General features: G+C 62.3%; 9 protein-coding genes and 1 pseudogene. 3 read left to right on the forward strand and 7 right to left on the reverse strand.

Features of this window, described 5'->3' with window-relative positions; translation table 11 throughout:
• Positions 1-299 precede the first annotated feature (299 nt).
• Complete coding sequence (locus ABL914_RS13115; RefSeq protein ID WP_391563636.1) at positions 300-791, forward strand: hypothetical protein; 492 nt, start codon at positions 300-302, stop codon at positions 789-791.
• A 140-nt stretch (positions 792-931) separates the two neighbouring features.
• On the opposite strand, the gene ABL914_RS13120 is transcribed toward ABL914_RS13115, so the two are convergent.
• A complete protein-coding gene (locus ABL914_RS13120) occupies positions 932-3,241 on the reverse strand; it encodes an ATP-dependent helicase (protein WP_391563637.1) in 2,310 nt (769 codons plus the stop codon).
• Positions 3,242-3,315: 74 nt separating this feature from the next.
• Between ABL914_RS13120 and ABL914_RS13125 the strand changes: the two genes are divergently transcribed.
• Positions 3,316-4,581 carry an MFS transporter gene (locus ABL914_RS13125; RefSeq protein ID WP_391563638.1) on the forward strand — a complete coding sequence of 422 codons (1,266 nt, stop codon included), beginning with the start codon at positions 3,316-3,318 and terminating at the stop codon, positions 4,579-4,581.
• On the opposite strand, the gene rsmD is transcribed toward ABL914_RS13125, so the two are convergent.
• The 3 genes and pseudogenes from rsmD to ABL914_RS13140 all read right to left on the reverse strand — a co-directional run bounded on the left by rsmD (position 4,547) and on the right by ABL914_RS13140 (position 7,330).
• Complete coding sequence (gene rsmD, locus ABL914_RS13130) at positions 4,547-5,107, reverse strand: 16S rRNA (guanine(966)-N(2))-methyltransferase RsmD (RefSeq protein ID WP_391563639.1); 561 nt, start codon at positions 5,105-5,107, stop codon at positions 4,547-4,549. The genes ABL914_RS13125 and rsmD overlap by 35 nt on opposite strands.
• Before the next feature lie 245 nt (positions 5,108-5,352).
• Positions 5,353-6,126, reverse strand: a pseudogene (locus ABL914_RS13135) (pseudouridine synthase); the annotation flags it as partial.
• A gap of 31 nt (positions 6,127-6,157) precedes the next feature.
• Entirely contained in the window at positions 6,158-7,330 is a 1,173-nt protein-coding gene (locus tag ABL914_RS13140; protein ID WP_391563640.1) for an aromatic ring-hydroxylating dioxygenase subunit alpha, read from the reverse strand.
• A 62-nt stretch (positions 7,331-7,392) separates the two neighbouring features.
• Between ABL914_RS13140 and ABL914_RS13145 the strand changes: the two genes are divergently transcribed.
• Entirely contained in the window at positions 7,393-8,787 is a 1,395-nt protein-coding gene (locus tag ABL914_RS13145; RefSeq protein WP_391563641.1) for an AmpG family muropeptide MFS transporter, read from the forward strand.
• Here ABL914_RS13145 and ABL914_RS13150 read toward each other — a convergent pair.
• From ABL914_RS13150 to trpA, 3 genes are read right to left on the reverse strand one after another with little or no spacing between them, the layout of a single operon-like run.
• Complete coding sequence (locus ABL914_RS13150) at positions 8,784-10,193, reverse strand: bifunctional folylpolyglutamate synthase/dihydrofolate synthase (protein ID WP_391563642.1); 1,410 nt, start codon at positions 10,191-10,193, stop codon at positions 8,784-8,786. The two genes, ABL914_RS13145 and ABL914_RS13150, sit on opposite strands and share 4 nt — an antisense overlap.
• Positions 10,194-10,200: 7 nt before the next feature.
• Positions 10,201-11,049: an acetyl-CoA carboxylase, carboxyltransferase subunit beta gene (gene accD, locus ABL914_RS13155; protein WP_391563643.1), complete on the reverse strand. Its 849-nt coding sequence runs from the start codon at positions 11,047-11,049 to the stop codon at positions 10,201-10,203.
• Positions 11,046-11,831 (reverse strand): tryptophan synthase subunit alpha, encoded by a 786-nt coding sequence (trpA, locus tag ABL914_RS13160; protein ID WP_391563644.1) that lies wholly within the window; start codon positions 11,829-11,831, stop codon positions 11,046-11,048. Before trpA ends, accD begins: the two co-directional genes overlap by 4 nt.
• Positions 11,832-11,870: the final 39 nt, after the last annotated feature.

The raw sequence follows: 11,870 nt of genomic DNA on the forward strand, positions 1-11,870 counted from the left end.
CCCCCAGAGAGGCTCGCCCCCCTCGCGAAGCCCGCGCGCCGCGCCAGGATCGCCCCAAGCGCGATGGGACCGCGCCACCCAAGCCAGAAGCCAAGCGCCAACCGGCGGATGATGGCGATGGTAATGGTGATGTCTGGAACGGCCCGGTCCCCAGCTTCCTGGGCATCTCAGCGCTGTAAACGCCCGATTGCCAGGCTGCCGGTGTGGCGCTATCCTGGCAAGCGGCGGGATAATGCGGTTTCCCGAAACTGGCCTGTGCCCAAACACCGCCTTCCACTCTGATTGAGGGGGATGTGCGTATGATATTTTCAAACTCAGGCTATTCGCGGCGCGGCATCATTGTGGCGGGTGGCGCAGCCCTGCTGGCAGCCGGCTGCACGCCGATAAGGCGCGCCAACCGGGTAACGGTGTTGTTTGTGTGTGAGTTTGGCACCGCCAAAAGTGCAATTGCGCGCGAAATGTTCCGGGGCAAGGTCAGGAACCGGGGGCTAGCGATCAAAGCGTTCTCGCGCGGGTTGAAGATTGAAGATCACGTTTCGCCGCAGCTGCGATCACGGCTGGTAGCCGCCGGGATTGATACCCTGCGCGATGAACCGGCTATCTTGCAACAGGCCGATTGGGACCGGGCCGATTTGATCGTCGCGTTTAACCCCCTGCCAGCAGCCGTTCCGCCTGCGAAAATTCGGGATTGGACCGATCTGCCATCGGTCAACGATGACTATGCCAATGCCATGGCAATACTGGATCGGCGTTTGAACGCGCTGGCGATAGAGCTGTCTGTGCCTGCCTAGATCCGTTCCCACTTTGCGTGGAAGCAACACCGGCCCGCTCCACCTCCCGGCCACCCATCCACAGGTACTCTGGTGGGTGGCCGGGAGCAGGAGCGGGCCGGTGTTGCTCTGATTCAGGTTCATAGAAACAGAGCTAGAGCCTAATCTGCCGGCTTCACAAAGCTGTCGATCACGCGCTTGGGTCCGGCAGTTTCGAAATCGATCTCGAGCTTGTTGCCTTCTTGCGAAGTCACAACGCCATAACCGAACTTCTCGTGGAACACGCGCACACCCGGGCCCACATCGCTGCGCGGCTTCGCGGCGAAGCTGGCGGCGCTGCGGGTCGCTTCGGCCAGCCGTTTGGGGGCCGTGTCATAGTCACGTCCGGCGGCGCGTTGCCAGCCGGGGCCGCGGGTCATGGTGCGCGATGGCTGGGCTGCGGCGATATGGGCGAAAGGATCGGATTGTTCAGACCATTGCGCCCGCCACAGCGATGATCCGCCCGATAGGGTGGTTTCCTGCTCGATATGCGCTTCGGGCAGTTCGGTGATAAATCGGCTGGGGATCGAGCTGGTCCACTGGCCATAGATCCGCCGGTTGGCCGCGTGCAGGATGGTGGCATTGCGCCGCGCACGGGTGATTGCGACGTAAGCCAGGCGGCGCTCCTCCTCCAGACTGGCCAGGCCGCCTTCGTCCATTGCCCGCTGGCTGGGGAACACGCCTTCTTCCCAGCCAACCAGATAGAGGTGATCGAATTCCAGCCCTTTGGCAGCGTGGATCGTCATGATCGTCAGCTTTTCGGCGCTGTCATTCGCCTCGTTGTCCATCACCAGGCTGACGTGTTCGAGGAAATCGCCCAGCGTCTCGTATTCTTCCATCGCCCGCGCCAGTTCGGCCAGGTTTTCAAGGCGGCCCGCGCTTTCCGCGCTCTTTTCTGCCTGCAACGCGGCGGTATAGCCGCTTTCATCCAGCACCGTGCGGGCCAATTCCGCCGGTGTGGTCTGTTTGGCCAGATCACGCCAGCGCGCTACATTGCGCATGAAGGCCAGCAGGGTGCCCCGTGCCCGAGCCGGCAATTCGTCGGTATCGGCAATTTCAACCGCCGCCAGGCTTAGCGGAACGCCGCGCGCGCGGGCATGGCGATGGAGCTTCTCCAGCGTCTTGTCACCCAGCCCGCGTTTGGGGCTGTTGTAGATCCGCTCAAACGCCAGATCGTCGCTGGGTTGGGTAATCAGCCGCAAATAGGCAAGGCTATCGCGAATTTCCGCCCGTTCATAGAACCTGAAGCCGCCAACGATCTTGTAGGGCAGGCCGATCGCGATAAAGCGGTCTTCAAATTCGCGGGTCTGGAACTGGGCGCGAACCAGAATTGCAACCGTAGCAAGGCTGGCCCCTTCGCGCTCCAGCCGTTCGGCCTCTTCGCCCACCCGGCGCGCTTCTTCGGGTCCGTCCCAGACCCCGATCACCCGAACCTTGTCACCGCCGCTGCGTGTTGTCCACAGCACCTTGCCCAGACGCTGGCTGTTGGCATCGATCAGCCCCGATGCGGCCGCCAGAATATCGGGTGTAGAGCGATAATTCTGCTCCAGCTTGATAACCCTGGCGCCGGGAAAATCCTTTTCAAACTTAAGGATATTGGCCACTTCTGCGCCGCGCCATGAATAGATTGATTGATCATCATCGCCCACCACGCAGATGTTTTTGCGCAGCTGCGCCAGCAGTCGCAGCCACAGGTACTGGACCTGGTTGGTGTCCTGGTATTCATCAACCAGGATATATTTGAAGCGTTGCTGGTACAGTTCCAGCACGTCGCGGTGGTTGCGCAAGATGTTCAGCATGTGGAGCAAAAGATCGCCAAAATCGCAGGCGTTGATTGCCTTTAGCCGGGCCTGATAAAGCGCGTAGAACTTTTGCCCCTGGCCGTCCGCATAGCCATCACTTTCTGCCGCACTCAGATCTGCCGAGTTCAAGCCCTTGTTCTTCCAGCGATCGATGCATTGCGCCAGCAGCTTGGCCGGCCAGCGCTTGTCGTCCAGCCCCTCGGCCTGGATTATTTGCTTCAACAGCCGCAACTGATCATCGGTATCGATGATTGTATAGTTCGATTGCAGGCCAATCAGTTCAGCATGACGGCGCAGCAGTTTGGCGGCAATTGAGTGGAACGTGCCAAGCCACGGCAATCCCTCGGCCCCCGGTCCAAGCAGCCCTGCGACCCGTTCCTTCATCTCTCGCGCAGCCTTGTTGGTGAAGGTTACGCACAGGATCTCGCTGGGCCAGGCAAGGCGGCTGCGGATGATATGCGCCAGCCGCGCGGTCAGCGCTGCGGTCTTGCCGGTGCCGGCCCCGGCCAGCATCAGCACGGGGCCTTCTGTGGCCAGTACAGCCTCGCGCTGGGGCGTGTTCAGGCGGTCCAGCAATGGATCTGGGGCGGATTCGTTCGGGTGTTGCACGTGTGAACAGCTAGGGAACATTGCCGCCGCTTGCAAGTGCGGTGGCGGCAGGCGCGGCTTGACATGAGGCATGTCAAAGGCAACCGATGTGCACCATGCACCCGATCCGCCAGCACGCCCGCCCGCTTACCGCCGCATTGACCGGCACTGCGGTTGAGTTCTACGATTTCTATGTATTCGCCACGGCCACTGCGCTGGTGTTCGGCGGGTTGTTTTTTCCTTCAAGCAGCCCCGAAGCTCAGGGGGTTCAGGCCTTCATGGTGTTTGGGCTGGCTTTCATCGCCCGGCCGATTGGTGCGGTGGCTTTTGGCCATTTTGGGGACCGGGTTGGGCGCAAGGCCACGCTGGTTGCCTCGCTGCTGCTGATGGGCCTTTCTACCCTGCTGGTGGCGTTTCTGCCCGGTTATGCAGTGGCCGGGTTCTTCGCTCCGCTACTGCTGTGTGTGCTGCGCTTTGGCCAGGGCTTTGGGCTTGGCGGGGAATGGGGCGGCGCGGCGCTGCTGGCCGTGGAAAATGCCCCCAAGGGCTGGGAAGTCCGGTTTGGTGCGGCCCCGCAATTGGGCGCGCCAGTGGGGTTCCTTGCCGCCAACGGGCTGTTTCTGGCGCTAGGCATGGGGCTGAGCGAGGCAGATTTTCTGAGCTGGGGCTGGCGGGTGCCATTTCTGGCCAGCGCGGTGCTGGTCGGGATCGGGCTGTGGGTACGCCTTAGCCTGACCGAGACGCCAGCGTTTCGTGCGGCGCTGGAGCATGCCCCGCCGCCAGCTGTGCCGCTGGGCGCGTTGTTGCGGCACCATTGGGGTGCGGTTCTGGCCGGCAGTGCGGGGGTGGTTGCCTGTTTCGCATTGTTCTATCTTTCGACCGCGTTTGCGCTTGATCTGGCCACCAAGAAACTGGGCTGGCCGCGCGAACAGTTCCTGATGCTGCAATTGGGGGCCAATCTGTTTCTGGCGATCGGGATCGTTCTGGCGGCGATATGGGCTGATCGGATCGGAGCCCGCAAAGTGTTGCTAATGGGCGCAGCGGCGACGATTGCGGTTGGCCTGGTATTTGGTCCCGGGTTGCAATCCGGATCGGGGCTGACCGTTTTTGCGACACTGGCCGCCGCGCTGTTTACGATGGGTTTCGTCTATGGCCCGCTGGGCGGGTGGCTGGCCGGGCTCTATCCGGTTTCAGTGCGCTATACCGGCGTTTCCGTGGCTTTCAACGCGGGCGGTATTCTGGGCGGGGCGGTTACCCCGCTGCTGGCCAAGCAGATGAGCAACGCCGGGCACGGCGATCTGATCGGCCTGTTGCTGGTGGCGGCGGGCGCGCTGACGCTGCTGGGTGTCAGTCTGGCGCGGGGGCCATCCGCAGCAGCGTGATCCGCGCCTTGCCGACTTTGCGATCAGCTGACATCTGCAAGCCCTTGATGCTGGGCACTTCATTGTGCGCCGTTTCCAGGCTGATCCAGGTTGCAGGGCCAATCCAGCCAAGCCGCTGCAACTTGTCCAGCGCCACCTCGCCGGCGCCGGTCTGATAGGGCGGATCCAGCAGGATCAGGTCAAGCGGGGCCTTGGCCGGACCCAGCGAAAGTACGGAAGTCGCCCTGACATCACACTGAGGAGAGGCCTGCAAATTGCTGATATTGCTGCGCAGCGCCCGGATTGCGGCCGGGTCTTGCTCCACAAAGATGCAGCTTGCTGCGCCGCGTGAAAGTGCCTCAAATCCCAGCGCGCCCGATCCGGCGAACAGGTCTGCAATTGCCAGTCCTTCAAAGCTGCCAAGCCGGCTAGCCAGCATTGAGAACAATGTCTCGCGGGTTCGATCGGCGGTTGGGCGCGTAGTCTCGCCCGCCGGGGTTACAATTTTGCGCGCGCGCCATTGGCCGGCGATGATCCGCAGGCTCATGTGCGCGGACCGGGTTTGCGAGGGCCAGATTTGCCCTGAGATGGCCTGCCCTGAGATGGCCTGCCCTGAGAAGGCTTACCCTGCGAAGGCCTGCGCGGTGCCGGCTTCCCGGATGCTGGCTTGGCCGGGGCAGGCCCGCGCGGTCTTGCCGGTGCACTGGCGCCTTTGCGCGGGGTAGCCCGCGAAATCCGCGCGCGGGCTTGTTCTGGCGCAGAACGCGGCGCATCGGCGGCGGATCCGCCCAGCAAGGTCCTGCGGAATTTTTCGACGTCAACCTGGCGGATTTCGACCACTTGCCCGCGCCCCAGATCCAGCAGTTCGAACGGGCCATACGATGTCCGCATCAGACGGCTGACTTCCAGTCCGAAATATTCCAGAACCCGGCGCACTTCGCGGTTCTTGCCTTCGCGGATAGTCAGTTCGATCCACTGGTTGCGGCCGGTCCGGCGCTCCATATTGGCATCGATCCGGCCATATCGCATTCCGTCAATCTCAATTCCTTCGATCAGGGTTTCCAGCTGCTCCTGGGAAATCTCGCCATAGGTCCGCGCGCGGTAGGTGCGCGGCAGGCCAGTTGAAGGAAGTTCCATCGCGCGCTTCAGTTCGCCGTCGTTGGTCAGCAGCAGCAGGCCTTCGGTGTTGAAATCCAGCCGCCCGATCGGCATTACCCGCCCGGTTCCCTGCGGCAAGGCATTGCGCAGCGCGGTATAGATCGTGGGCCGGCCAGCCGGATCATATTCCGCAGTCAGTAGCCCGGAAGGTTTGTGAAATACGAACAGCCGGGTGGCTTCGGCGGCCTTTACCGGCTGATCATCCACCGTCACGCCTTTGAGGTTTTTGAGCACAGTAGCGGGCGTGGTCAGGACTTCGCCGTTCAGCTTGATCCGGCCATCGGCAATCATCCGCTCTACCTCGCGGCGGCTGGCGATGCCGGCGCGCGCCAGCAATTTGGCGATGCGCTCTCCGCTGCGCGGGGCGGATTCGGAACCTTCCGGGGGAGTGTCTTGGGGAGTTGTCATGCGCGGCCCTTACGCGAGTGGTCCGCCCGCGTCACCCCTCAGCCAGCTCCATCTGCTCTTGGCAAATCTCATGAAAGCGGCGGATCCCGCTTTCGAGCGTCCCCAGTGTGATTTCTGAAACCGCGCCGCTTTGCAGCCCTTGCTGGCCGAGCGCAGCGGCGCGGAAATCTTCAGCGCCGAAAACACCGCCATCCAGCAGCTTCCAGCTGCGTTCCCAGTGATCACGCGCCTTGTCGGTCTGCGGCTGCTCGGGGATCAGCATGAAGTCTTCGACCAAGGTCCGGTCATGCCCCTGCGGCCACAGCGCCATGACGTTGATGTAATCGGGGCTGATCACCAGCACGGTCGCCGGGAACAGTTGATAGGCAAAGGTGCCAATCCGGCGAAGCGCGGCCATATCGCCCAGATCCACGCCGCCAAGTTCAGCAGCGCGGGCCACGAAACTGCGTTGGTGCGCCCCGATCTGATCGCCGCTGGTGATACCATCCTTGAAGAATGGGCCAATCGTGGCGGCATGAAGGCGGGCAACGTGGTAGCTTTCAAGGAAAGCATCCATGATCAGCTTCCAGTTGCTGGCCACATCGTGGGTATGGCGGCGAAACAGGTGCTGATCGCGCATTGCAAAGGCATCAAAATCAGAACCAAGCGTTCGGACATCGGCAAAATCGGCACCGCCAGCGGGCGCATACCAGATCAACCCGCCGGCTTCGCAGCTTTCCAGTTTGATCAATCCGTGATCGGATTTTTCCAAACCCGGAAAGGTTTCGGGCCGGGGCAGGGCCAGCAGGCGGCCATCGGTGGCATAGGTCCAGGCGTGATAGGGGCAGGTCAGCCGTTTGGCGCATTGCACCTCGCTGCCCTCAACCAGCCGCGTTGCACGGTGGCGGCAGGCGTTGAGGAAGACGTGGGCCTTGCCCTGGCCGTCACGCGTGATCAGCAGCGGCCGGCCGGTAGCATCGTGCGGCACCGCCATGTTGGGATCGGGGATCAGCGCCGAAGGGCACAGCACCTGCGGCGCGCGGCCAAACATCAGCGCCTTTTCGCGGGCCCAGTGTTCAGGATCGGTATAGACAGCGGCAGGCACCGTGGTGATGCCGCGATTGGAACGGATGCAGCCATCCACGATCTGCTGGGCCAGCGCGATCTGGCCTGCGGTGGGTATAGCGCCGGAAAGCGTGCCGGTATGCGGGGATGCCTGAACCATAAGGGCTGGTCATACCGCATTTCGCCGCTAGGTTCGCGGCAAAATTGATTGAGGGGTTGGTGATGTCGGTCGATCTGGTTCGGTTCATTATTTTTGCGGGCGTACTGATTGGCTTGGCGCTGCTTGCCACGCGCCTGAAGGCGTTCAGGCCGTACCTGCGCAAAAACCCGCTGATCACGTTCCTACTTGGCATTTCGAGCGGCTTTCCTCTGACGCTGCTGGTCGCCACAATGACCTTCTGGCTGGCCAAAGTGGGGATAGACACCGCGACAATCGGTTTTGCTGTGGCACTGGGCACGCCTTATACGATCAAGTTCATCTGGGCACCGCTGGTTGATAAATTGCCGTTGCCGTTCCTGACCAAGGCATTCGGCCAGCGGCGTGGCTGGCTGTTCTTCATTCAGGCGCTGCTGTTCGTTTCAATCTGGCAACTGGGTGACAGCAATCCGCAGCCGGGCCACCTTAGCAGTTTTGTGCTGTGGGCGATTGTCACCGCGTTCCTTTCTGCCACGCAAGACATAGTGATCGATGCCTACCGGATCGAGATTCTTGAGGAGGAGGAATTTGCCCACGGCACCGCCACCAACCAGTTCGGCTATCGCACCGGCAACCTGATCGCCGGGGCTGGCACGGTCTATCTTGCTTCAGCCGAAGGATTGGGGATGGGCTGGGCCTCTGCCTATGGGTTGACCGCATTTGCGATCATCCCGGCGATAATCGGGGCCATAATTGCCGGACCGGGCAAATATGTCGATCGCTTTGCCGGTGCTGCGAAAATGCAGCCCGGGCAATGGGCGATGGAAACCATCATCAACCCGTTCCGTGAATTTCTGGGCCGCAACGGCGCTTTTCTGGTGCTGGGTTTCGTGCTGGTCTACAAAGTTGGTGATGCCATGGGGCAAACCATGCTGGCGCCGATGATCGTCGATTTGAAGTTCGCCGATATGGACTATGTCTCGGCCAACAAGCTGTGGGGTTTTGGTGCACTGATCGTTGGTTCGGCTTTGGGCGCGCCGTTTATCATGTGGCTGGGGATGGGCCGGGCGCTGCTGATTTCGGGCCTGTTGATGATGTTCTCAAACGTCATGTTCATGCTACTGTCGGTCACTGGCAACAGCTATTGGATGCTGGTTGCCGCGATCGGGACCGAGAATGTCACCAGCGGGATCGGGCTGACCGTATTTGCCACTTATCTATCGGGCCTTTCCAGCCTGGCCTATACCGCCACGCAGTTCGCGCTACTTTCATCCTTCGCCGCATTTGGGCGGACCTGGCTGGCAAGCCCCGCCGGGGTACTGGCCGAAAGGCTCGGCTGGACCTGGTTCTGGGGCTTTACGATTGTTGCCGCGATTCCTGGCATGCTGCTGCTGTGGCTGCTTTGGAACAAGGGTTATCTGGCCCAATCGATCCGCCAGCCCAGCACTGAGGACGATGGGCCCGAGGCTGCAAAGGCTTAGTCCGGAAATTCCCGGTTGAGCCGCAGCACCTCGCCCGCAAGATAAAGCGATCCGGCGATCAGCACGTCGCCTTTATCCGGCAGGGCCTTCAATGCGGCTTCAACATCACCAAATGCCTGCACCGGCAGATCGGCATGGCGCGCGATCTCTGCCGGGGTGTGGGCTTCGTGCCCCGGCGCGGGGATAACCGAAAGGCTAAGCAGCATGCCCTTCAGCGGGGCAACGATCGCCGCCGGGTCCTTGCTGGAAAGCATGCCGGTGATGAGGTGAATGCGTTGCGCTTGGCCAACCCCGCTGCGACTAGGCGGCATAGCCGCCAAGTCTCGCTCCCCTCCCGCAGGCGGGAGGGGTTGGGGGTGGGCCTGTTTTTGCGCTCCAAAAAACCGTGCAATCGCCAACCCGGCATCAACATTGTGCCCGCCATCAAGCCAGACCGTGCGTCCCGGAACCAAGGCGGTCAGCGGGCCTTCACCCAAACGCTGCAGCCGCGCGGGCCAGTGCGCAGTGCGGATGCCTTTGGCCATCGCTTCGCTTGAAACCGGAACCTGTGTCTGGTGGCGCAGCATTGCTGCAGCCAGCGCGGCGTTATCGGCCTGATGGGTTCCGGCCAGCGCGGGTAGGGGCAGGTTCAATTCGCCAAAGCGGTCGCGGTATTGGATCGTCCCGCCAATCGCGGCTGACCAATCAAGATCGCGGATATAGGTTCGCGCGCCAGCCACCATCGCTTGTTCGATCACCGCCTTGGTCACGGCAGGGGCATAGCTTTGCGTCACCAACGGCACGCCGGGCCGCGCAATTCCGGCCTTTTCGAACGCAATCCGGCACATCGGGTCTTGCGGAGCACCATGTTCGGGCACCAGCAGAAAGCCCTCGTGATCGATCCCCAGCGTGGCAATCGCGCAAGCGGCCTGGCCATCCAGCACATTGGTGGCATCGAACCGGCCGCCAAGGCCAACCTCGATCACGCAGGCATCGGCAGGTGTGCGGTGAAATGCCAGGAAAGTGGCGGCGGTGGTGACTTCGAAAAAGCTGGGGTTCAGATCCTCGCCCCCAAGCGAGCCGACGTCGAGAACTTCCTCCAGCAGATCGGCCAGCAGATCATCCGCGATCAGGTTGCCCGCCACCCGGATGCGTTCGTTATAGCGCACCAGATGCGGCTTGGTTGCGGCGTGGACGGTGTAACCGTCTGCCTCCAGCATCGCGCGCAAATAGGCACAGGTGCTGCCCTTGCCATTGGTTCCCGCGACATGGAAAACCGGTGGCAGGCTTTTGTGCGGATCGCCCAGCCGCGCCAGCAGCTGATGGATCACCTCAAGCCCCAGCCGCCCGCTGGGCAGGGTCAGCGCCCCCAGCCGGTCAAGCTGCGCCTGAACGCGGGGGCTATCCGAGACGGCAAAATCTTTCACGCGAGGCTCAGGCCGCCTTGGCCGCGCCCAGATAATCCAGCACGCTGGCCAGCGTTGCCTTCAGCTTGTGCCGGTGCACCACCATATCAACCATGCCGTGTTCATAAAGATATTCGGCCCGCTGAAACCCTTCGGGCAGCTTTTCGCGGATCGTATCCTGGATCACCCGCTGGCCGGCAAAGCCGATCAGGCATTCGGGTTCGGCAATGTGGACATCGCCCAGCATGGCATAGCTGGCGGTTACCCCGCCGGTGGTCGGATCGGTCAGCACCACGATATAGGGCAGGCCAGCGCGCTTCAGGCGGCTGATCGCCACGGTGGCCTTGGGCATCTGCATCAGGGAAAGGATCCCTTCCTGCATCCGCGCGCCGCCCGCCGCCGTACAGATCACGTAAGCGCATTTTTCCTTGATCGCCTGGTTAGCCCCGGCAACGAACGCCGCGCCCACAGCCATGCCCATCGATCCGCCCATAAAGGCGAAATCCTGCACCCCCAGCACGCATTTCTGGCCCGCCACCGCGCCCAGTGCATTGGTCAGTGCATCGGGATGTGGGTTAGCCAGGCGCGCAGCCTTCAGCCGGTCAGGATACTTTTTCTGATCCCGGAACTTGAGTGGGTCTTCCTTGACCCTGGGGCTATCCAGAATGGTGAAGCCCGCGTCCAGCAACTGCGCAAATCGGGCATCGGTGCCGATCCGGCCGTGATGATCACAGCGCGGGCAGATGCTCAGGTTTTCCTCATATTCCTTGGTGAACAGCATCTCCTTGCACGAAGGGCAGCTTGTCCAAAGATTGTCAGGCGTATCGCGCTTGTCCTGAAAAGGCAGCGCTTTGCGAACACGATCGATCCAGCTCATGCAGCGGCTCTAGCCGAATGCACTGCATTGGCCAAGGCTGCGGTAAGTTCGCGCACCGGGCCAGCGGCATTGCCGCCATGCTGCGCAACCAGCTCGACCAGCGCCGAGCCAACCACTACGCCGTCGGCCACCTTGGCGATCGCCGCCGCCTGCGCCGGTGTGCGCACGCCAAAGCCGACCGCTACGGGGATTGTGGCGTGCTGTTTGATCCGCGCCACGGCCTCATCAATGCTGGCCTGCGCGGCTTGTTGCAGCCCGGTAATCCCGGCCACCGAAACGTAATAGAGGAACCCCGAAGAGCCTTCGAGCACTGCCGGCAGCCGCGCCGCATCGGTGGTGGGGGTGGCCAGCCGGATCAGGCTGACGCCCGCGCCGCGCAGCGCCGGGCCCAGTTCCTGGTCTTCCTCAGGCGGGATATCAACGCAGATCACGCCATCAACCCCGGCCTTTTGGCACTCGGCAGCGAACCATTCAGGCCCACGCGTCACCATCGGATTGGCATAGCCCATCAGCACCAGCGGCACCTCTGCGTGCCGCGCGCGAAACGCGGCGGCGATGGCGAATATGTCGGCAGTGGTAGTGCCCGCACCAAGGCTGCGCAGGTTGGCCTGCTGGATCGCCGGGCCATCGGCCATCGGATCGGTGAAGGGCATGCCGAGCTCAATCACATCCGCCCCGCCTGCGACAAGCGCGTCGAGGATTTCAGCGGTAGGGCCATCGCCCCCGGTGACAAAAGTGACAAGGGCGGGGCCGCGCGAGAAGGCGGATTGGAGGCGGGTCATGCGTGAGTCCCCCTCTCCCCAACCCTCTCCCCTGAAGGG

The sequence above is a fragment of the Novosphingobium sp. genome, assembly GCF_040079535.1.
Lineage (GTDB): Bacteria > Pseudomonadota > Alphaproteobacteria > Sphingomonadales > Sphingomonadaceae > Novosphingobium.

What these genes read in the sequence shown, in the direction of transcription:
- ABL914_RS13115 (WP_391563636.1), top strand. Translation starts at nt 300, where the DNA reads ATGATATTTTCAAACTCAGGCTATTCGCGGCGCGGCATCATTGTGGCG.
- ABL914_RS13120 (WP_391563637.1), bottom strand. Translation starts at nt 3,241, where the DNA reads ATGTTCCCTAGCTGTTCACACGTGCAACACCCGAACGAATCCGCCCCA.
- ABL914_RS13125 (WP_391563638.1), top strand. Translation starts at nt 3,316, where the DNA reads ATGCACCCGATCCGCCAGCACGCCCGCCCGCTTACCGCCGCATTGACC.
- rsmD (WP_391563639.1), bottom strand. Translation starts at nt 5,107, where the DNA reads ATGAGCCTGCGGATCATCGCCGGCCAATGGCGCGCGCGCAAAATTGTA.
- ABL914_RS13140 (WP_391563640.1), bottom strand. Translation starts at nt 7,330, where the DNA reads ATGGTTCAGGCATCCCCGCATACCGGCACGCTTTCCGGCGCTATACCC.
- ABL914_RS13145 (WP_391563641.1), top strand. Translation starts at nt 7,393, where the DNA reads ATGTCGGTCGATCTGGTTCGGTTCATTATTTTTGCGGGCGTACTGATT.
- accD (WP_391563643.1), bottom strand. Translation starts at nt 11,049, where the DNA reads ATGAGCTGGATCGATCGTGTTCGCAAAGCGCTGCCTTTTCAGGACAAG.
- trpA (WP_391563644.1), bottom strand. Translation starts at nt 11,831, where the DNA reads ATGACCCGCCTCCAATCCGCCTTCTCGCGCGGCCCCGCCCTTGTCACT.